Genomic DNA, 20,663 nt, shown 5'->3' with positions numbered 1-20,663 from the left:
TGCATCGGTGGGCCACCTCCGGGCGGTCGTGGGTCGTTGGGCCTCGCTGGTCACCTATGTGCGATCAGCCCTCCGGTGCGATCACACGGCGCGACTGGGGCGCGAGGCGTTCTCGGCGAGCCAGGTGGACGGGTCGACGTTGTCGGGGCCGTAGATCGAGCCGTTCTTGAGGTGGACCTCGAAGTGGAGGTGGCAGCCCGAGACGTTGCCCTCCTTGCCGACCTGCCCGATCGGCTCGCCGGCAGCGACGGTCTGGCCGCGGCTCACGCTGATGTTCTGCATGTGGGCGTACCAGGTGGTTAGCGATCCTGCGCCGGTGGTGACCTTGACCAGCTGAGGGCCGGCCCAGCCCTGGGTGGTGTCGATCTCGATGGTGCCGGCGTGGGCGGCGTAGACGGTGGTGCCGCAGGGCGCAGAGAAGTCGGTGCCGGTGTGCCAGTTGGACCAGTAGGGGCCGGTCTCGTGCCAGTTGTGGTTGTCGGAGCCGATGTACTTCGCCGGCACCGGGTAGACCACCTCGTCACAGCTCGCGCCCTCGAGGCCGACAGGTGAGACCTTGGCGTTGGGCAGCACGTTGATGTGCGGGTGGTCCATGTGGTTGGCGGTAGCGGAGCCGCGGTCCTCCATCCGTCGCCAGCCCTCGTCGGCTCGGGCGACGGACCAGATCCGCTGGTACCACATGATGTAGTCGATGCCGAGCTGGCGGGCGTGGGCCTGGGCGTAGGCCGCGAGGGCGTCTCCTTGGGCCTTGCCCGCGGGCGTCAGCGGGACCATGAAGTCGGCGGCGAGGCCGGCGGGGTGGCCGTTGGGATCGGTGGCGCTCGCGCGGTAGCCGCCGACGGTCTTGATGCCGAACATGGGGCCGAGGATGTTGACCAGCTGGGTCAGCTGGGGCTTGACCGGCCCGAGGTTGTAGTTGGTCTCGGTGGCGACGGCGCACCCGGCGCTGCTCCCGGCGGTCGTGGCGGTCACGAGCGGGTGGTCGGCAAGCTTGCTGGCCTTGGTGCTGTTGTCGACCTCGGCGCTGGCCCAGGTGAGGTTGGTGCCGTAGACGTGGTCGATCGGCGCGTCCGGCTTGGGCTTCTTGCAGGGCTCGGCCGACCCGCCGAAGGCGTTGGTCAGCTCGGGGGTCAGGGCGCAGTGCGAGGAGTCGTTGCCGTCCTTGCCGTCGTTGAAGTCGCCCAGGATCACCGCCGGGGTGCCGGTGCCGGAGAGCTCGGTCATCGTGGCCAGCTGGCGGCGGAGTGCCTCCTTGCGGTGCCCCGCGGCGTTCCCCTGGGTGTCCGCGGGGTTGTGGATGCTCCAGACCCAGATGACCTGCCCGGCGCTGGGGCCGCCAGCTGTGCCGGTGAGCTGGACCAGCGGCATGCCGGTGTCCTTGCCGCCGAAGTAGGGGATGTCGACGAGACGGGCGTCGGTCTGCTCCCACTCGTTGCGGTCCCAGACCACCCGGTTCTGGGCCTTCCCGGTGGCCGGGTACATGCCCCACTTGGCGGCGTACTGGTTGGCCAGGGCCTTGGCCTGGGGCGGGTGGACCTCCTGGAGGCCGGCGATCGAGACGCCGGCGTTCTCGATGGTCCGCATGGCGCCGGGCAGTCGCTTGTCCCAGGTGTCGTAGCCCGGTCGCTCGCCGGGCTGGTCGGTGTGGCCGGCACCGAGCAGGTTGAGGGTGCCCACGGTGATCGGGTTGACGGTGTCGCCCTGGCAGTTGGCGACGTTGGTGGTGGAGCCGCCGTCGGGCAGGTCGGGCAGGTCTCCGCCGAGCAGGTCGGTGATGTCGCCGGCGACGTCCTCCCATTGGGCGTAGGCGTCGGGGTAGCCGGAGCGCTGCACGGCCTGGGCGGCCTGGGTGAGAGTCATGTCCTGCCAGCCGGGGATGTCGAGCAGGCCGGGGTTCCCGGTGTGCTGGGCCTCGCCGAAGAACGCGCGGGCGGCGAGCACCGGGGTGGTGATCTCGGCTCGGCTCCCCCACCCGGTGGACGGGCGCTGCTGGAACAGGCCGAGGGAGTCTCGGTCGCCGCTGCTGAGGTTGACCAGCTTGGACTCCTGGATCGCCGTGGCGATCGCGATCTGCAGGCCGCGGCGGGGAATCTGGAGGTCGCGGGCGACCTGGGCGATGGTGATCGCGTTGCGTGCCTGCTCGGCGGTCATGGTCGGGTAGCTGGAGGCGAACCGCAGCCGCATCAGCTGGGCGAGCACGTCGCCGGCCGGCGGCGCGGCGGACGTCCTCGAGGTGTGGGCGACGTTCACGACACCGTCGCTGCTGGCCGCGGGCTCAGTTGCGCTCTCGGGGCCGGCGCCGTTCATGGCGATCCGCGCGGAGAGCCAGTGGTGGTCCGACACCATCGTGCCGTCCCAGCCCTGCTCGAGCCGGACGCCCTGGTGCTGGGGGAAGAAGATGAAGTCGACGCCGTGGTTGTGCCAGCCGTAGCCGGCGCCCTTCATCTTCGCCGCGGCCGCCCACGGCAGGTCGGTGTAGGAGGCCTGGGTGTTCATGTCGCCGCCGACGAGCACCGGGCCGTGCGCGGCGAGCGAGTTGCGCAGCTGCAGCAGGATGTCCATCCCGGCGCCGTACTGCTGGGGGCGGGTCAGCGGCGGGTTGCCGTGCTGCTTTGGCCAGCGGTGCGGGTTGGTCATGTGGTGGGTGGAGACCACCGACACCACGGCGCCGTCGGCGCGTTCGAGGATCACCCAGGTCGCGAACCGGTCCCAGGTGACGGGCCGACCGTCGTAGAAGGTCTTGTCGTCGTCGACGAGCTGGACGCGGCCGCCGTTGGCCTTGGTCCAGGTGGACCGCTTCCAGAGCACGACGTTGCCCATGGCCTGCTCGGCACCGGCACCGGACTCCGACGGTGTCGACACTCGGAAGGCGTCGTAGCCCGGGGCTGCGGCCTCGATCTGTGCCAGGCTCCAGCCGCTGGCCTCATTGAGGGTGACGAAGTCGGGGTTGGTTGAGAGCACCCGCGGCATCGAGGCCCGGAACCCGGCGAGGCCGGAGCGGCGCGGGATGTTGGCCTGGGACATGGTGATCTTGCCCTTGACCGGCACGCCCACGGGGCCGTCGATGGCTCCGAGGTCGCCAAACTCGGTGGGTGTCGAGCCGTCGCTGCTCTGGGTGCGGCACTCGGCGGCCGCGGTCGTGGTCATGACCACCATCAGGGTCACGACGAATGGCACGCCCAGGAAGATGATTAGGGGCGGCAGCCCGGCAAGCAGCAGTTTCCTCACGTTCTCCTAAGTGGCGACGGAGGTTCGCGGCGATCACCTGGCCTGGCCCAGGTTCCTGAATCTTGGGTTCAGGACCCCGGATGCGGACGTCCACGGCGGAACAACTGGACTTGCACGGCGGCAGGACGGCCGTGGTCGCAGTCCGGCCGCTCAACTCTCATCATTGTCTGGACCGCCTAGACAGGCGGACCCCGAATCCTCCTATAGCGGCCTGGGCAGCGATCACACGGCCCGCCAAGGTCGACACCGACGCCAAGGAATAGGATTGTGCGGAGCCATATCGAGAGTTCGAAGCACTCGGCTACCGCCTCAACGCGAACCCACCGCCTATGACCAAGCCGCGGCTATCCGGCTGTCCAACTACACCGGACGCTGCTGCTGCCTGACTTAAGTCATCTTCGGCCTAGTGACGATTGGCGAGGGTGTCGTGCGCGATCTGGAAGGCCGTGTTGGCGTCGGGGACTCCGGTGTAGATCGCAGATTGGAGGATGACCTCCTTGATCTCGTCCGCGGTGAGCCCGTTGTTGACGGCCGCCCGCACGTGCATCGCGAGCTCCTCGTGGTGGCCGCGGGCGATGAGGGCGGTCAGCGTGATCATCGAGCGGCTGCGGCGGTCGAGGCCGGGGCGGGTCCAGATCGTGCCCCAGGCGTACTGGGTGATCAGCTCCTGGAAGTCCTCGGTGAACGGCGTGGTCGTGGCGGTCGCGCGGTCGACGTGGGCGTCGCCGAGCACCTCGCGGCGCACCATCATGCCGGCGTCGTAGACCTCCCGCATCGTCGGCGACGGCAGCAGGTGGTCGCGCAGCAGCCGGGCGACGCGGTCGGGGGCCTCGGCGGGCGCCAGGTGCGCCACGTCGTCGAGTATGACGACACGCCCCTCCGCCACACCGGCGGCGATCGCCTGCAGGCTCGCTGGGGGTGTCGGGTCGTCCTGGGCTCCTGCGACGGCCAGCACCGGCGTGGTGATGTCGGCCAGCCGGTCGCGCACGTCGAAGTCCGCGAGCGCCTCGCAGACCTGTGCGTAGCCCTCGGCGTCGGCGTGCTGGAGCGACTCGAGCAGGGCGCTGCTCGTGGCGGGATCGCGCTGGAGGAAGCCGGGCGCGAACCAGCGCTGCACCGACCCGGTGACCATCGACGGCGTGCCGCTGGCGCGCACGGTGGCGGCGCGCTCGTGCCAGCCGTCGGCGGTGCCTATCTGCGCGCCCGTGCAGAGGAGGGCGGCTGCGCGGATCTCCGTCGGCGCGTCGAGCATCATCTGGAGGCCGATCGCGCCGCCGGCCGAGACCCCGGCGTAGGCGAACGGGCGCTGGTCGTCGCGCGCACGGCGGGCGCCGTCGACGAACGCGAGCACGCCGGCGGCGAGGTCCTTCATCGTGAACGCGTCGCCGGCGGGGGTGCTGCCGTGGCCGGGGAGGTCCCAGCCGACGACGTGGAAGTGCTCACCGAGGACGGTTGCGGCGCCGGACCAGAGCGCGGTGACCGCGGCGCCGAGGGACGGACCGACGACGAGGAGCGGCTTCGAGGCGTCGCCGGCGAGCTCGACTCCGGTGATCTTCGGGATCGTCATTGCTGCTGCTCCTCGAGGAAGGTCCGGGCACGGTCGAGGACCGCGTCGATGAAGGTGTCGGTGGTGCCGAGGTAGTCGCCGGCCGAGGGCTCGACCCCGGCGAAGCGGGCGATCGCGTCCCGCTCGGCGGTGAGGTCGGCCCAGTGAGCGCGCGTGGTGGCGGCCATCCGCTCGGTGTCCACGCTCAGGCCGGCCAGCAGCTCCGTCGCGTGCGACGCCGCGACCACGGTGCGCCGGCCGAGGTCGCGCAGGGTCGCCCACTCCGCGTGCCAGGCGCCGTCGGGGCGCTCGTCGCCGGCGAGGGCGGAGGCGGTGTGCAGTGTGGCGGCGAGCCCGGGGGTGGTCAGGGCGGCGCGGCGGATCAGCACGGACAGCACGGGGTTCTGCTTGTGCGGCATCGTCGACGAGCCACCCGGGCTCGGCTCGGCGAGCTCCCCGATCTCCGGCCGGGCGAGGGTCACGACGTCGGTCGCGACCCGGCCCCACGCGTCGGTGCAGGCGACCAGGGCGTCACCGGCTGCCGTGACCGGCCCGCGGGAGGTGTGCCACGGGGGCCGCTGCTCGAGGCCGAGTCGCTGAGTCGCCGTACGGACCAAGGCAGAGGCGGCCGCGGGTGATCCGGCCAGCTCGACGACAGCCGACAGCGTGCCGGCCGCGCCGCCCAGCTGGGCCGGCAGCGCGACGTCGTCGACCCGGGCGGCCGCCGCGAGCACGCCGTCCAGCCAGCCGGCGGCCTTGCGGCCGAACGTGGTGGGTACGGCGTGCTGGGTCAGGGTCCGGGCGGCCATGAGCGTGGAGCGGTGGGCATCGGCCTGCGCCACCAGTGCCACGACCTGAGCCCGCAGCTCCTCGCGCAGCCGGCCCCGGACGTCGCGGAGGCAGAGCGCGAGAGCGGTGTCGACGACGTCCTGGCTGGTGAGCCCGCGATGCACCCACGCGTTGCCCGAGCGCTCGCGCAGCAGCGTGACCACCGGCTGCGCGGGGTTGCCGCCCGCCTCCGCCGCCGCCGCGACCGCGACCACGTCCTCGGCGTCCAGCATCCCCGTCAGGTCCGTGCCCTCCGGAGCCAGTCCGGCCCCGACGAGCGCGTCGAGCCACGCCTGCTCGACGGCCACCAGCGCGTCCAGGAACGCCTCGTCGCCGAGCAGGCCGCCGGCCCGCTCGGCGCCGGGCCAGAACAGGTCGCCCATGACGCTCACTGCCCGGGGAAGCGCAGGAAGACCGTCTCGTCCGCCCCCTGGATCCGGATGTCGAACCGGAAGCCGCGGTCGTCCGCGACGGCCAGCAGCGTCGACCGCCGCTCCTCGGGCACCGACGCGAGGAACGGGTCGGCATCCAGGTCCGACAAAGGTAGGTAGGCGCGCGTGAAGAGCCGGTCGAGCAACCCGCGAGCGAACACGGTGACCGCCCAGAACGGTGGCCGTCCGGCGTCGGTCGCGCCCGGCACCAGCGTGCTGAACGCGTAGCGGCCGTCGCGGCCGGTCGAGGCCCGGCCGAAGCCGGTGAACGTCCAGCCGTCCCGGCGGATCGAGCCCGGCTCCTGCGGGACCGTGCCGTCGGGGCGGGCCTGCCAGATCTCGACCAGCGCGTCGGGGACCGGGGCCTCGTCGCCGTCGAGCACGACACCGTGCAGCAGCACGGCGCCGGCGGAGCCCGGCGGGACGAGGTCGCGGTCGCCGTCGTACGGAAGGCCGTAGTGGAAGAACGGCCCGACGGTCTGTCCGGGCGTGGGTGCGAGCGTCACAGGTCGGCTCCTTCGGGCTCGAGGTAGGTCGGGGTGGCGCCGGTCAGCACGATGTCCCAGCGGTAGCCGGTCGCCCACTCGGGCGTCGTCAGGTCGTGGTCGTACGTCGCCACGAGCCGCTCGCGTGCCTTGGCGTCGGTGATCGCCTGGTAGATCGGGTCGAGCGCGAACAGCGGGTCGCCGGGGAAGTACATCTGGGTGACCAGGCGCTGGGTGAAGTCGGTGCCGAACAGGGAGAAGTGGATGTGCGCCGGCCGCCAGGCGTTGCGGTGGTTGCGCCACGGGTAGGGGCCGGGCTTGATCGTGGTGAACCGGTAGCTGCCGTCGTCGTCGGTCAGGCAGCGGCCGGCCCCTGTGAAGTTCGGGTCGAGCGGGGCCGGGTGCTGGTCGCGCTTGTGCACGTAGCGCCCGCCCGCGTTGGCCTGCCAGATCTCCACCAGCTGCCGGCGGACGGGACGGCCCTCGCCGTCGACGACCCGGCCGCTCAAGGTGATCCGCTCGCCGAGCGGCTCGCCCGCGTGCCCGATCGTGAGGTCGGCCTCGAGCGGGTCGACGTCCCACTCGCCGAAGCACGGCGCCCAGCGCTCGATGGTCTCCGGGTCGGCGTGGTGCAGGTCCTTGGTGGGGTGGCGCAGCCGGCTCGAGCGGTACGGCGGGTAGTCGCGCCGCGGCTGGTCCTCGTCGCCGCCGGCGTGTGCAGCGGCGGTGGCGACCGCCTCGATCTCGGCGCTGATCGCGCTCTGCAGCTCCGGGTCGGGGGTCGTGCTCATGGCGCTGACGCTAGGTCGGGTCCCGGCCGCGCTGGCGGCGGACTTCCACTGAGTGGAAGTATGCGCGCATGGCTGGGAACACGCGGAAACCGGGCGCGAGCGTGGTCGGTCGCGTGGTCGACCTGCTCGACGCGTTTGACCCGACCCACCGGCACCTGCCGCTCACCGCGATCGCCCGCCGCTCGGGCCTCCCCTTGTCCACGACGCACCGGATGGTCGCCGAGCTGGTCGCGCAGGGCCTGCTCGCCAAGGACGGAAGCGACTACGTCATCGGCCGCCACCTGTGGGACATCGGGCTGCTCGCCCCGGTACAGGCGTCGTTGCGGGAGGCCGCCTCGCCGTTCCTGCACGACCTCTTCGCCGCGTCGCTGGCGGCGGTCCACCTCGCGGTCCGCGAGGACGACGTCGTGCTCTACCTCGAGAGCCTGTCCGGCCGCGCGTCGGTGACGACCGTGCACCGGATCGGGTCGCGGCTGCCCCTCCACGCCACGGGCGTCGGCAAGGTGCTGCTGGCCCACGCTCCCGATGACGTACGGCGACGCGTGCTGGCCGACCTGACGGCGGTCACGCCGCACACCATCACCGACCCGCGGGCGCTCGACGCCCAGCTGGAGCGGATCCGCCGGCAGGGATGGGCCACCACCGAGCAGGAGATGTCCCTCGGGGCCTTCTCGGTCGCCGTACCCGTGCGGCGGGGGGAGGAGGTGGTCGCCGCGATCGGCGTCGTCGTGGAGAACCTCGAGCGCGACCGCGGCCGGGCGGTGTCCGCTCTCCAGGTGGCCGCGCAGGGCATCGGCCGGACCCTTTGAGCGACTGTCAGACCAGGCGTCGGACCAGGTTCACCGTCCGCACCAGGTGCGGCTCGGAGCGCTCGGCTCGGTAGGCCATGGCCAGCTCGACCGAGGCGGTGGGGCGCACGAGCGGCCGGAACTCCAGGCCGTCGAGGGCGAGCGCGCTGACCGGCTCGGGGACGACGGCGACGCCGAGGCCGCCGGCGACCAGGGTGGCGAGGGTCGAGGTCTCGCCGACCTCGTGGCGGATCCGCGGGGTGTGGCCGGCGTCGCGGAAGAGGCGCAGCACGACGTCGTACATCGCGGAGCGGCGGCCGGCGGAGTGCACGATCAGGTCGGCGTCGGCGAGGTCGGCGACCCGGAGCTGGCGACGCTGCGCCAGCGCGTGCCCCGACGGTACGGCGACCACGAGCCGCTCCTTGCGCAGCGGAGTCACGGCCAGCGTGCCGTCGGACACCGGCGGGCGGAGCAGCGCGAGGTCGATGGTGCCGTCGTGCAGCGCGGTCAGCTGGTCGGCCACGAGCATCTCCCCGCGGAAGGAGAACTCGACCCCCGGGAGCTCGTCGGCCAGGCGCCGCGACAGGGCGGGGATCAGGCTGTAGGTCGCGGATCCGACGCAGCCGATGGTCAGGTGGCCGGTCGCGCCGGCCGCCACGCGTCGCGCCTCCTCGGCCGCCGCGTCCACCGCGTCGAGGATCGCGCGCGCCCGCTCGAGATAGGCCGCGCCGGCGGCGGTCAGGTCGACCCGGCGGGTGGTCCGGCTGAACAGCTCGACGCCGAGGTCGGCCTCGAGCCGGCGGATCTGCTGGGACAGCGGCGGCTGCGCGATGTGCAGCCGCTCGGCCGCCCGGCCGAAGTGCATCTCCTCCGCGACGACGACGAACGCCTGGAGGTGCCGCACCAGATCCATATGTGTATTCGTCTCAATTGGTATCAATATTGATCCTTCACATTAACAAGCAGTCCACCTACCGTCGAGAACGTGACCTCCGCCTACGTCTACACAGCGACTCGCACCCCGTTCGGCCGGTTCAACGGCGCACTGGCGAGCACCCGCCCCGACGACCTCGCCGCGTCCGTCCTCACCGGCCTCCTCGCCACGGCGCCCGGCGGCGACAGCGCCGCGATCGACGAGGTCGTGTGGGGCTGCGCCAACCAGGCCGGCGAGGACAACCGCAACGTCGGCCGGATGGCCGTGCTGCTCGCCGGGCTCCCCGTGTCGATCCCGGCCACCACGGTCAACCGGCTGTGCGGATCGTCCCTGGACGCGGCGATCATCGGCTCCCGCACCGTCGAGACCGGCGACGCCGAGGTCGTCGTGGTCGGCGGGGTGGAGTCGATGACCCGCGCCCCGTGGGTGCTTCCGAAGCCCGAGCGGGCCTTCCCCGCCGGCGACACCACGGCCGTCTCGACCACGCTCGGATGGCGGCTGGTCAACAAGCGGATGCCGCAGGAGTGGACCGTCTCGCTCGGCGAGGCCAACGAACAGCTCCAGGATCGGTTCGGCATCTCCCGCGAGCGGCAGGACGAGTTCGCGGCCCGGTCGCACCAGCTCGCCGCGACCGCCTGGGACGACGGCTTCTACGACGACCTGGTCGTCCCCGCCGGCGACCTGACCCGCGACGAGGGCATCCGCCCCGGCTCGACGCCGGAGACCCTCGCGGGCCTCAAGCCGGTCTTCCGCACCGACGGCACCATCACCGCGGGCAACGCCTCGCCCCTCAACGACGGCGCCGCCGCCGTCCTGCTCGGCTCCGAGGCCGCGGCCACCACGCTCGGCCTCGAGCCACAGGCCCGGATCGCCGGCCGCGGCGCCTACGCCCTCGAGCCCCAGGCCTTCGGCTACGCCCCGGTCGAGGCCGCGAACATCGCGCTGTCCCGGGCGGGCATCGGCTGGGACCAGGTCGGCGCGGTCGAGCTGAACGAGGCGTTCGCCGTACAGGCGCTCGCGTGCGTCGACGCCTGGAAGGTCGACCCCGACATCGTCAACGCCCGCGGCGGCGCGATCGCGATCGGCCACCCCCTGGGCGCCTCGGGCGCCCGCCTGGTCGGCACCCTGGCGAAGCGGCTCCGCGAGGAGAACCAGCGGTACGGCGTCGCCGCCATCTGCATCGGCGTCGGCCAGGCCCTCGCCGTCGTGCTCGAGAACGTGGAGGCTTCGGCATGAGCCGGACGCAGGTGTTCGACGGGGTCGACGAGGCGGTCGCCGACATCGAGGACGGCAGCACCGTCCTGGTCGGCGGGTTCGGCCTGGCCGGGATGCCGTTCGACCTGATCGACGCCCTTATCCGGCAGGGCGCGAAGGACCTCACGATCGTCGCCAACAACGCCGGCAACGGCGACGTCGGCCTGGCCGCACTGCTCAAGGCCGGCCAGGTCCGCAAGGTGCTCTGCTCGTTCCCGCGGCAGGTGGACTCCTACGTGTTCGACGAGCTCTACCGCGCCGGGAAGGTCGAGCTCGAGGTCGTGCCACAGGGCAACCTCGCCGAGCGGATGCGCGCAGCGGGCGCCGGCATCGGCGCCTTCTACTGCCCCACCGCGGTCGGCACCCCGCTCGCCGAGGGCAAGGAGTCGCGGGTGATCGACCGCCGCGAGTACCTCCTCGAGTACCCGATCCGCGGCGACTACGCCCTGATCTCCGCCCACCGCGCCGACGGCATGGGCAACCTCGTTTACAACAAGACCGCCCGCAACTTCGGCCCGGTAATGGCCACCGCCGCCACGACCACGATCGTCCAGGTCGACGAGGTCGTGCCGGTCGGCACCCTCGACCCCGAGGCCGTCGTGACACCGAGCATCTACGTCGACCGCGTCGTGGCCGTCGAGGCCCGCCGCTACACCGTCCAGGGGGCTCGATGACCAGCCAGGCCGACTCCGCGCTCGCGGTCGCAGGCGCCACCGAGCACGACCGTGGCCCGTTGTCGATGGACGAGCTCGCCGCCGTCATCGCCCGCGACATCCCCGCGGGCTCCTTCGTCAACCTCGGGATCGGCCAGCCCACCAAGATCGGCGACCACCTTCCCGACGAGCTCGGCGTCGTGCTGCACACCGAGAACGGCATGCTCGGCATGGGCCCGGTGGCGCACGGTGACGACGTCGACCCCGACCTGACCAACGCCGGCAAGGTCCCCGTGACCGAGCTGCCCGGGGCGTCGTACTTCCATCACGCCGACTCGTTCGCGATGATGCGCGGCGGCCACCTCGACGTGTGCGTGCTCGGCGCCTACCAGGTCGCCGCGAACGGCGACCTCGCCAACTGGCACACCGGAGCGCCGGACGCGATCCCCGCCGTGGGCGGCGCGATGGACCTCGCCGTCGGCGCCAAGCAGGTGTTCGTGATGATGACGCTCTTCGACAAGCAGGGCCGCCCGAAGCTGGTGCCGTCGTGCAGCTACCCGCTGACCGGCGTCGGCTGCGTCAGCCGCGTCTACACCGACCTCGCGGTGATCGACGTCGGCCCCGGCGGCGCCCTCGTCCGCGAGACCTTCGGCACCACCGTCGCCGAGTTGGCGCAGCGGCTCGACGTACTGACCAGGTAGCCAACTCTCCCCGCGACGTTTTACCTTAGTCCCTGATCGGCGTGCGCGACCAAGCATGCGCCCTGCGGGCCCCAATTAGGCGGACCGGTTCCCACACGCCGACTGGCTCCCGGAGAGGACCGAACCGGTCGCCCTCGCTGGCGGTGCGTTCGGCATAGATCGGAGCGAGCGCTCTGTTTCAGAGAAGCCGCCCCTTGCGCCACATTCTCGAAGAAGCTTCACCGCTCCCAGAGGCAGGCTAGTCCGGACAGGGGCGAGCTCCTCGGTGGGGATGGCGTTGAGGATGACGGTCCTGGGCTCCGGGTATGCCCGCGACCCTTCGAGGCAACCTTCACGGCCGAGGCCGGACTCCCTGAATCCCCCGGCGACGATCGTGAAGTCGGTGCAGAAGGCGTTACTACCGAGTGTTCCCGCCTGCAGCCAGCGAGCCACGTGGACGGCCTTGTCGGGTCGGGCGTGAAGAGCGTGTTGAGGCCATAGATGCTGTCGTTGGCGATGTCAGGTTTCGACTGTCGGGCCGCCGTCACACCGCAGAGTTTCGGTCCGTCCTCTAGACGGTATGTGGTGACCACTCGGGGCGACTGAGTGGTTGCGGGCCGGGGCCTCACTCACACATGTTCGTGGGTTACCGAGCAGGGGCCACCTGCTCGGCCTATCCGACAGTTGTGGGAGGCCCCGGTGTTTACCGAGCGTACGAGTGTTGGGCTCGACGTGCACGCACGATCGGTCGCGGCAGCAGCGATCGACGGCGTCACGGGCGAGCTCATTCAAGCGAAGCTGACCCCGTCACACGAGCACATCAAGTCCTGGATCCATGGCCTGCCAGGCCCGGTGGCGGTGACCTACGAGGCCGGCCCGACCGGCTTCGGTCTGTCACGAGCATTGACCGCGGCCGGGATCCGATGCGAGGTCGGGGCGCCATCGAAGTTGCAGAAGCCGTCGGGCGATCGGGTGAAGACCGATGCCAAGGACGCGATCCATCTCGCTCGACTGCTGCGACTGGACGAGATCACCGCGGTGGCGATCCCCAGCGTCGACCAGGAGGCCGCCCGTGATCTGGTGCGGGCACGTGAGGACTGTCGTGGTGACTTGAATCGCCCCGGGTCTGATGGAGGCTCTCAATCCATGGAGGATGAGAGTCATGGCAGCACCGAAGAAGTACCCCGACGAGCTGCGTAATCGGGCGACCCGGATGGCGGTGGAGCTGCGTGCTGATCCAGCGACGAAGGTAGGCGCGATCGCTCGAGTGGCTGAGCAGCTCGGGATACATCGGGAGACGTTGCGGAGCTGGGTTCGGCAGGCCGAGATCGACGGCGGCGCCCGGCCCGGCACCACGTCCAGTGATGCGCTGCGGTTGGCCGAGCTCGAGCGCGAGAACCGTGAACTGCGGCGGGCGAACCACATCTTGAAGACGGCCTCGGCTTTCTTCGCGTCAATGTCAAAGTGATCGTGCCCGATCGGGGTTCGCTCGTTTCTTCGCTGCCCCGGGTTACGAACGGCACTCGGTGGCTTCTCTCCGATGTGCGGCCTCGGTCGGGCGCCCTGTCGGCAGCGGGTGCGTGGCTTGATAGGAGCCTGCCTGCGAGTTTCGCGCTGAATTGAGGCGTGCCCGCCTCGCTGCCGACAGGGCGCCCGAATAGCCCGTCGACGTAGGAGGTCCCTGGATGGTCATGATCGGCACCGACTCGCACAAGCGCACCCACACGGTCGTGGCGCTCGACGAAGTCGGCAGAAGACTCGGCACCAAGACGGTCCGGACCAACGCCGAGGGCCACCTCGCGCTGGTCGAGTGGGCCACACAGTTCGCCGACCACGACGAGCACGGCGTCAGGTTCGCCTTGGAGGACTGCCGCCACCTCACCCGCCGGCTGGAATCCGACCTCTTGGCTGCGGGTCAACGCGTGCTGCGGGTGCCGACTCGGCTCATGGCCGGTGCTCGCCGCAGCAGCCGCGAACCTGGTAAGTCCGACCCGATCGACGCCGAGGCCGTAGCCCTGGCTGCGCTACGTCACCCCGACCTTCCCGTCGCTGAGCTGGACGGACCTGCGCGTGAGGTCAAGCTTCTGTCTGATCACCGTCATGACCTGGTGGTTCAGCGGTCCCGCATCGCTCAACAGGTTCGCTGGCACCTCCACGAGCTGGACCCGGACCTGATGATCCCCAGCCGCGGCCTGCGACGCCAGAAGGTCGTACGTGAGCTGCTGGCGGAACTGGAACGCTTCGACGGCGTCGTGGCCAGGCTTGCCCGGCGACACCTGCTGCGCTGCCAGGAGCTGACTACACAGATCAACGACCTCGAGCGAGAGTTGCGGGACCTGGTTCGTCGGCTCGCTCCCTCGCTACTTGAGATCCCCGGCTGCGGCGTGCTGTCCGCAGCCGTGATCGTCGGCGAGACAGCCGGAGTGCACCGCTTCCGCGACAAGGACGCCTACGCCCGCTTCACAGGCACAGCGCCGGTGCCGGTCTGGTCGGGATCCAGCGCGGGCAAGGTTCGGCTCAACCGAGGCGGCAATCGGTCCGTCAACTGCGCCCTGCACATGATCGCCGTGACCCAGGCCCGCGGCGTCGGGCCGGGCCGGCCCTACCTCGACAAGCAGTTGGCCCGCGGCAAGGACCGCGTAGCCGCCCTGAGGCTGTTGCGCCGGCGCCTTTCCGATGTCGTCTTTGCGGCTCTTCGCGCCGACCTACGTGCAGCCCAGCAGCCCGCCGCGTCGCCTGTTCAACTCGCGGCTTGACATAGGAGCATCGCGGAGCTCGACCGCCCCAACAGCAGGTAGTGGCCTACATCGACGCCCATCGTCCACGACGTGGTCGAGGGGCGCGAGGTCGGGGTCGAGCCGATCTGCGCTGTGCTGAAGGACGCCGGCGTGCAGATCGCCCCGAGCAGCTACTACGCCGCCAAGACCAGGCCGCCGTCGACGCGTGCGGTGCGCGACGCTGAGCTGGTCACCGACATCAAGGTCGCCCACAAGGCGAACCTTGGTGTCTACGGCGCGCGAAAGATTCATGCCGAGCTCAACCGCGAAGGCGTCAAGGTCGCCCGGTGCACCGTGGAGCGGCTCATGCGGGCCGAAGGGCTGCGAGGGATCCCGCGGGAGAAGACCCGCAAGACCACGATCGGCGATGGCGCGGAGACCGAGCGGCCCGAGGATCTGGTCAAGCGGAAGTTCCTCGCGACCGGTCCTAACCAGCTGTGGGTCGCGGACCTGACCTACGTCCGGACCCATGCCGGCTGGACCTACGTCGCGTTCGTCCTCGACGTCTTCTCCCGGATGATCGTCGGCTGGCAGGTGTCGACCAGTCTGCGCACCGACCTGGCACTCGACGCCCTCGACATGGGGCTGTGGACCCGGCAACGGGCCGGGCAGGACCTCACCGGCCTGATCCACCACAGCGACAGAGGCGTGCAATATCGAGCGATTCGCTACACCGAGCGGCTCGCCGAGGCCGAGGCGGTCGCCTCCGTCGGCAGCCGAGGCGACTCCTACGACAACGCGATGGCCGAGGCGCTCAACTCGCTGTTCAAGGCCGAGTGCATCCGCAACCCGGTGATGCGGCCCAAGGGCGGCTGGAAGTCAGTGCGCGACGTCGAGATAGCAGTCGCCGAGTACGTCGACTGGTTCAACCACAGGAGGCTTCACGGCGAGATCGGGCTCGTCCCACCGGCGGAGTTCGAGTCCAACCACTGGGCCAGCACCACGCTCGAGCACTACCCTGAAGCACCTGTCCCCACAGGGGCTGATTCCAACTAACCGAGCCTCCACGAAACCCGGGGCGATTCACTTTGAGCGGTGACCGGCTCGGTGCTCGGCAGTGTCGACACGCCGCCTGGTCATCACCGCTGTTCTCGCCGGCCCTCCCAGTCCGAGGTGGCCCGTACCTACGGGGTCTCCCAGGGCTGGATCAGCCGGCTTATGGGAGAGTGAACCGCCCCGGCGACAGCCACGACCGGGTCCGCACCGACAAAGTCGACAGATCCGGCACCGTCATCCTGCGCGTCGCCGGTCAGCTGCGCCACATCCGGATCGGACGACCCCACGCCGACCCCCCGTCCTCCGCAGATGTCCTGAGACATCACAGTGCGGTGGTCAGAACACTTGAACCAGCATCAGGGTCGCCCTGCCGCCTCACCAGCCGCGCTGGGCGAGGCGGTGCGGCACCGGGATGTCGTCCACGCTGATGCCGACCATGGCCTCGCCCAGGCCGCGGGAGACCTTGGCGACCATCTCGGGGTCGTCGAAGAACGTCGTGGCCTTGACGATCGCCTCGGCCCGCTGCGCCGGGTTGCCCGACTTGAAGATGCCCGAGCCCACGAACACGCCCTCGGCCCCGAGCTGCATCATCATCGCCGCATCCGCGGGGGTCGCGATCCCGCCCGCGGTGAACAGCACCACCGACAGCTTGCCCGCCTCCGCGACCTCCTTGACCAGGTCGTACGGCGCCTGCAGCTCCTTCGCCGCGACGTAGAGCTCATCGCCCTCCAGCGCACCGAGGCGCCGGATCTCCCGGCGGATCGTGCGCATGTGCGTCACCGCGTTCGAGACGTCGCCGGTGCCCGCCTCACCCTTGGAGCGGATCATCGCCGCACCCTCGGTGATCCGCCGCAGCGCCTCACCCAGGTTGGTCGCACCACACACGAACGGCACCGTGAACGCCCACTTGTCGATGTGGTTCCCGTAGTCGGCCGGGGTCAGCACCTCCGACTCGTCGACGTAGTCCACACCGAGGCTCTGCAGCACCTGGGCCTCGGCGAAGTGACCGATCCGGGCCTTCGCCATCACCGGGATCGAGACCGCGGAGATGATGCCGTCGATCATGTCCGGGTCGCTCATCCGCGACACCCCGCCCTGCGCCCGGATGTCGGACGGCACCCGCTCCAGCGCCATCACCGCGACCGCGCCGGCGTCCTCGGCGATCTTCGCCTGCTCGGGCGTGACGACGTCCATGATCACGCCGCCCTTGAGCATCTCGGCCATCCCGCGCTTCACGCGCGTGGTGCCGTGACGGTCGGGAGGGGGAAGTTGGTTGTCGAGAGTTTGCGCCATTGATCCGCCTTCAGCACTCGATCACGTTCACGGCGAGACCGCCCCGTGAGGTTTCCTTGTACTTGATGTGCATGTCGTGCCCGGTTTCGCGCATGGTCTTGATGGCCTGGTCGAGGGTGACCTTGTGGCGTCCGGTGCCCTTGAGGGCGAGTCGAGCGGCGTTGATGGCCTTCACCGAGGCAACAGCGTTTCGCTCGATGCACGGGATCTGGACGAGCCCGCCGATGGGGTCGCAGGTGAGTCCAAGGTTGTGCTCGATGCCGATTTCTGCGGCGTTCTCGACTTGCTCGGGCGTGCCGCCCATCACCTCGGCCAAACCAGCCGCAGCCATCGCGCACGCGGTTCCGACCTCGCCCTGGCAGCCGACCTCGGCGCCCGAGATGGAGGCATTCTTTTTCACGATGATGCCGATCGCAGCTGCGGCCAGCATGAACCGAATAATGCCTTCCTCGTTCGCGCCGTCCGGCCCGAAGTGCCAGTAGTAGTGCAGCACCGCAGGCATGATGCCTGCGGCGCCGTTGGTTGGCGCGGTGACGACCCTGCCACCGGAGGCGTTCTCTTCGTTGACCGCGAGCGCATACAGGTTGACCCAATCCATGATGTGGAGGGGATCAGAGCGGTCCGTACGGCTCATGAGTTCTGCATGGAGCGCGGGCGCGCGCCTCGGCACCTGCAGGCCGCCCGGCAAGACGCCGTCGCGGCGCAAGCCAGTTTGCACGCACGACTTCATGACCGCCCAGATGTTCAGGAGGCCGTTCCTAATCTCGTCCTCAGTGCCCCACGCCGTCTCATTGGCGAGCATGACGTCGCTGATGGACGCACCCTGCTCGCGACAGATCCGAAGTAGGTCCGCGCCGCTGCTGAAGGGGTACTTGAGTTCGGTCGCGTCCACGATCCGATCGACCCCTGCCGCATCTTCGTCGACGACGAATCCGCCACCTACCGAGTAGTAGCGGCGTTGACGAAGCTCGACGCCACGACGGTCGAACGCAGCAAACGTCATCGCGTTGGGGTGACCTGGCAGGGAACGGTTGCGGTGCAAGGTGATGTCGTCGCTCGGCTTCAGACGCACCGGATGGACTCCGCCCAGAACGAGGGTCTCAGTCGCTTTGATCAGTTCGACTCGGCCCTCGGCCCGAGCTGTGTCAACGGTGGCGGGTTCTTCGCCCTCAAGCCCTAGGATTATCGCCTGTTCTGAGCCGTGGCCGCGCCCTGTCGCCCCGAGCGAACCGAACAGCTCGACCTTCACGCGATCGGTTCTACCGAGGATGCCCGAGGCCGCGAGGTCATCGACGAACCGCTTCGCCGCCCGCATCGGACCCACGGTGTGCGACGAGGACGGTCCGATACCAATGGAGAAGAGGTCGAATGCGCTCAGGGCCATCACGCCGCCCGGCGTTCGACGACCTGGCGGTAGAGGCGTCCGGCGCGGTACGACGAACGCACGAGCGGGCCGGACATCACGCCGGAGAAGCCGATCTGGTCGGCCTCCTCCTGGAGCTCGACGAACTCCTCGGGCTTGACCCACCGCTCGACCGGGTGGTGCCGCAGGGAGGGGCGCAGGTACTGGGTGATCGTGACCAGCGCGCAGCCCGCGTCGTGCAGGTCGCGCAGCGCCTGGGTGACCTCCTCGCGGGTCTCGCCCATCCCGAGGATCAGGTTCGACTTGGTCACCAGGCCGAAGTCCCGGGCCCGGGTGAGCACGTCGAGAGATCGCTCGTAGCGGAACGCCGGGCGGATCCGCTTGAAGATCCGCGGCACCGTCTCGACGTTGTGCGCGAGCACCTCGGGGCGGGACTCGAACACCTCGCGGAGCAGGTCCGGCTTGCCGTTGAAGTCGGGGATGAGGTTCTCGACGCCGGTGTCGGGGTTGAGCTCGTGGATGGCGCGGACGGTCTCGGCGTACAGCCACGCGCCGCCGTCCTCGAGGTCGTCGCGCGCGACGCCGGTGATCGTGGCGTACCGCAGCCCCATGGTGCGCACCGACTCGGCCACCCGGCGCGGCTCGTCACGGTCCAGCGGCTGCGGCCGGCCGGTGTCGATCTGGCAGAAGTCGCAGCGCCGGGTGCACTGGTCGCCGCCGATGAGGAACGTCGCCTCGCGGTCCTCCCAGCACTCGAAGATGTTGGGACAACGGGCCTCCTGGCACACCGTGTGGAGCCCCTCGGACTTCACCAGGCTCTGCAGGTGCTTGTACTCCGGGCCCATCTTGGCCCGCGTCTTGATCCACTCCGGCTTGCGCTCGATCGGGGTCTCCGCGTTGCGGACCTCGAGCCGGAGGAGCTTGCGACCGTCGGGTGCCGGGGCTTGCGTAAGCGGCATCTCACTGCCCCGGGTACAGCGGATACTTCGCAGCCAGCACGTTCACGCGCTCGCACAGACTGTTGCTGAGGTCTGCTGCCGGGTCCGTGGTAAGCACCCGGGCGATGATGTCGCCGACCTCCGCGAACTCGGCAGTCCCGAAGCCACGAGTAGCGAGGGCCGCGGTGCCGACGCGCAGACCGGAGGCGACCATCGGCGGACGAGGGTCGAAGGGCACCGCGTTGCGGTTGATCGTGATGCCGATCGAGTGAAGGCGGTCCTCGCCCTGCTGGCCGTCGAGTTCGGAGTTGCGTAGGTCCACCAGAACGAGGTGAACGTCGGTCCCGCCGGTCAGGACTGTGATGCCGGAGGCGACGACGTCGTCGGCCAGCATCCGGGCAGCGATGGCACGCGCTCCGTCGAGAGTGCGCTGCTGACGGTCCTTGAACTCCGGCATCCCTGCTGCGCGAAAGGCCACGGCCTTCCCAGCGATGACGTGCTCGAGCGGACCACCTTGTTGCCCTGGGAACACCGCGGAGTTCAGCTTCTTTGCCAGTTCAGCCCGGTTGCTGAGGATGACACCGCCGCGAGGCCCGCCGAGCGTCTTATGCGTGGTCGTCGTTACGACGTCCGCGTATGGGACCGGGTTCGGGTGCAGCGCTGCCGCTACCAGGCCGGCGAAGTGTGCCATGTCGACCATCAGGTAGGCGCCTACCAGGTTGGCGATACGGCGGAACTCGGCGAAGTCGAGTTGACGTGGGTAGGCGGACCACCCGGCGACGATCATCTTCGGGCGGTGCTCGACGGCCAACCGTTCGACCTCGGCCATGTCGACCCGGTAGTCCTCCTCGCGGACGTGGTAGGCGACGACCTTATAGAGCTTGCCGCTGTAGTTGAGTCGCATTCCGTGAGTCAGATGACCGCCGTGGGCGAGGTCGAGACCGAGGATTGTGTCACCCGGATCGAGCAGCGCGGACATCGCTGCTGCGTTCGCTTGCGCACCCGAATGTGGCTGCACGTTCGCGTACGTCGCGCCGAAGAGTGCCTTCACGCGGTCGATCGCCAGCTTCTCGACAACGTCGACGTGCTCGCAACCGCCGTAGTACCGCCGGCCGGGGTAGCCCTCCGCATACTTGTTGGTCATCGCCGAACCCTGCGCCTGCATGACAGCGACTGGCGCAAAGTTCTCGGATGCAATCATCTCCAGCGTGCCCTGCTGACGCCGGAGTTCGGCGCTTATAGCTCCGTGGACCTCGGGATCGAAAGTCTCCAGTGGCTGGTACAGGCTCGACATTCTCACTCCCCGCCGATCAGCGTTCGGTATTCGTCGGCATTCAGCAGTTCCGACTGTGCGTGAACCCTGACCCGGATCAGCCACCCGGCGCCGAACGGCTGAAGGTTGACAACGCCGGGGTCGGCGATTGCGTCCTGATTGATTTCGACAACCAGGCCGTCGACAGGGGAGCCGAGGTCGCTGACTGACTTGGTCGATTCGATTTCGCCGCACGACTCCCCCGCGGTGATCGTCGCGCCGACGGCGGGGAGCTCGAGGTAGACCACGTCGCCGAGGGCCGCGGCTGCGTAGGCGGTGATGCCGATGGTGGCGATCCCTTGGCCGTCGATGCTCAGCCACTCATGATCGGCGGTGTACTTGAGGTTGCTCGGCACGGTCATGTTG

At 69.8% G+C, this 20,663-nt stretch carries 18 protein-coding genes and 1 pseudogene; 8 read left to right on the top strand and 11 right to left on the bottom strand.

Features of this window, described 5'->3' with window-relative positions:
* Positions 1–81 precede the first annotated feature (81 nt).
* The 5 genes from KM427_RS00800 to pcaH all read right to left on the bottom strand — a co-directional run bounded on the left by KM427_RS00800 (position 82) and on the right by pcaH (position 7,309).
* The gene (locus KM427_RS00800; RefSeq protein WP_215525909.1) at positions 82–3,228 is read right to left on the bottom strand and encodes a VldE C-terminal domain-containing protein; all 3,147 of its coding nucleotides are present in this window, start codon (positions 3,226–3,228) and stop codon (positions 82–84) included.
* Between the two features lie 403 nt (positions 3,229–3,631).
* Positions 3,632–4,795 (bottom strand): bifunctional 3-oxoadipate enol-lactonase/4-carboxymuconolactone decarboxylase PcaDC, encoded by a 1,164-nt coding sequence (pcaDC, locus tag KM427_RS00795; RefSeq protein WP_215525908.1) that lies wholly within the window; start codon positions 4,793–4,795, stop codon positions 3,632–3,634.
* Entirely contained in the window at positions 4,792–5,985 is a 1,194-nt protein-coding gene (locus tag KM427_RS00790) for a lyase family protein (RefSeq protein ID WP_215525907.1), read from the bottom strand. The genes pcaDC and KM427_RS00790 overlap by 4 nt, the downstream gene beginning before the upstream one ends.
* 5 nt (positions 5,986–5,990) lie before the next feature.
* A complete protein-coding gene (pcaG, locus tag KM427_RS00785) occupies positions 5,991–6,539 on the bottom strand; it encodes a protocatechuate 3,4-dioxygenase subunit alpha (protein WP_215525906.1) in 549 nt (182 codons plus the stop codon).
* Positions 6,536–7,309 (bottom strand): protocatechuate 3,4-dioxygenase subunit beta, encoded by a 774-nt coding sequence (pcaH, locus tag KM427_RS00780; RefSeq protein WP_215525905.1) that lies wholly within the window; start codon positions 7,307–7,309, stop codon positions 6,536–6,538. The genes pcaG and pcaH overlap by 4 nt, the downstream gene beginning before the upstream one ends.
* A gap of 68 nt (positions 7,310–7,377) precedes the next feature.
* Here pcaH and KM427_RS00775 point away from each other — a divergent pair, with 68 nt between their 5' ends.
* Positions 7,378–8,118 (top strand): IclR family transcriptional regulator, encoded by a 741-nt coding sequence (locus KM427_RS00775; protein WP_215525904.1) that lies wholly within the window; start codon positions 7,378–7,380, stop codon positions 8,116–8,118.
* A 7-nt stretch (positions 8,119–8,125) separates the two neighbouring features.
* Here KM427_RS00775 and KM427_RS00770 read toward each other — a convergent pair whose 3' ends face one another.
* Positions 8,126–9,010: a LysR family transcriptional regulator gene (locus KM427_RS00770; protein WP_215525903.1), complete on the bottom strand. Its 885-nt coding sequence runs from the start codon at positions 9,008–9,010 to the stop codon at positions 8,126–8,128.
* 72 nt (positions 9,011–9,082) lie between these two features.
* On the opposite strand from KM427_RS00770, the gene KM427_RS00765 reads away from it, so the two are divergent.
* The 7 genes and pseudogenes from KM427_RS00765 (at position 9,083) to KM427_RS00735 (ending at position 15,391) form a co-directional block, all read left to right on the top strand.
* A complete protein-coding gene (locus tag KM427_RS00765; RefSeq protein WP_215525902.1) occupies positions 9,083–10,267 on the top strand; it encodes a thiolase family protein in 1,185 nt (394 codons plus the stop codon).
* Positions 10,264–10,959, top strand: coding sequence for a 3-oxoacid CoA-transferase subunit A (locus KM427_RS00760; RefSeq protein WP_215525901.1), 696 nt, complete (start codon positions 10,264–10,266; stop codon positions 10,957–10,959). Before KM427_RS00765 ends, KM427_RS00760 begins: the two co-directional genes overlap by 4 nt.
* Positions 10,956–11,639 (top strand): 3-oxoacid CoA-transferase subunit B, encoded by a 684-nt coding sequence (locus tag KM427_RS00755; protein WP_215525900.1) that lies wholly within the window; start codon positions 10,956–10,958, stop codon positions 11,637–11,639. The genes KM427_RS00760 and KM427_RS00755 overlap by 4 nt, the downstream gene beginning before the upstream one ends.
* A gap of 678 nt (positions 11,640–12,317) precedes the next feature.
* Positions 12,318–12,818: an IS110 family transposase gene (locus tag KM427_RS00750; RefSeq protein WP_252274913.1), complete on the top strand. Its 501-nt coding sequence runs from the start codon at positions 12,318–12,320 to the stop codon at positions 12,816–12,818.
* A pseudogene (locus KM427_RS00745) lies at positions 12,748–13,068 on the top strand (transposase); the annotation flags it as partial. The gene KM427_RS00750 and the pseudogene KM427_RS00745, both read left to right, overlap by 71 nt.
* Positions 13,069–13,303: 235 nt before the next feature.
* Positions 13,304–14,374, top strand: a complete 1,071-nt coding sequence (locus KM427_RS00740) for an IS110 family RNA-guided transposase (protein ID WP_147915764.1) — start codon at positions 13,304–13,306, stop codon at positions 14,372–14,374.
* A 72-nt stretch (positions 14,375–14,446) separates the two neighbouring features.
* Entirely contained in the window at positions 14,447–15,391 is a 945-nt protein-coding gene (locus KM427_RS00735) for an IS3 family transposase (RefSeq protein WP_215525898.1), read from the top strand.
* Between the two features lie 375 nt (positions 15,392–15,766).
* On the opposite strand, the gene pdxS is transcribed toward KM427_RS00735, so the two are convergent.
* Genes pdxS through gcvH form a run of 5 tightly spaced genes read right to left on the bottom strand, consistent with a single transcriptional unit; the run spans position 15,767 to position 20,659 of the window.
* On the bottom strand, positions 15,767–16,684 hold the full coding sequence (gene pdxS, locus KM427_RS00730; RefSeq protein ID WP_215525897.1) for a pyridoxal 5'-phosphate synthase lyase subunit PdxS: 918 nt from the start codon (positions 16,682–16,684) through the stop codon (positions 15,767–15,769).
* 10 nt (positions 16,685–16,694) lie between these two features.
* Positions 16,695–18,068, bottom strand: coding sequence for an L-serine ammonia-lyase (locus tag KM427_RS00725; protein WP_215527470.1), 1,374 nt, complete (start codon positions 18,066–18,068; stop codon positions 16,695–16,697).
* Positions 18,068–19,006 carry a lipoyl synthase gene (lipA, locus tag KM427_RS00720; protein WP_215525896.1) on the bottom strand — a complete coding sequence of 313 codons (939 nt, stop codon included), beginning with the start codon at positions 19,004–19,006 and terminating at the stop codon, positions 18,068–18,070. Before lipA ends, KM427_RS00725 begins: the two co-directional genes overlap by 1 nt.
* A gap of 1 nt (position 19,007) precedes the next feature.
* Positions 19,008–20,279 carry a serine hydroxymethyltransferase gene (gene glyA, locus KM427_RS00715; protein ID WP_215525895.1) on the bottom strand — a complete coding sequence of 424 codons (1,272 nt, stop codon included), beginning with the start codon at positions 20,277–20,279 and terminating at the stop codon, positions 19,008–19,010.
* A 2-nt stretch (positions 20,280–20,281) separates the two neighbouring features.
* A complete protein-coding gene (gene gcvH / locus KM427_RS00710) occupies positions 20,282–20,659 on the bottom strand; it encodes a glycine cleavage system protein GcvH (RefSeq protein ID WP_215525894.1) in 378 nt (125 codons plus the stop codon).
* Positions 20,660–20,663: the final 4 nt, after the last annotated feature.

This window comes from Nocardioides sp. LMS-CY, assembly GCF_018732145.1.
GTDB lineage: Bacteria > Actinomycetota > Actinomycetes > Propionibacteriales > Nocardioidaceae > Nocardioides > Nocardioides soli.
The sequence above is the reverse complement of the archived record's forward strand: the minus strand, read 5'-3'. Positions and strand labels throughout refer to the sequence as shown.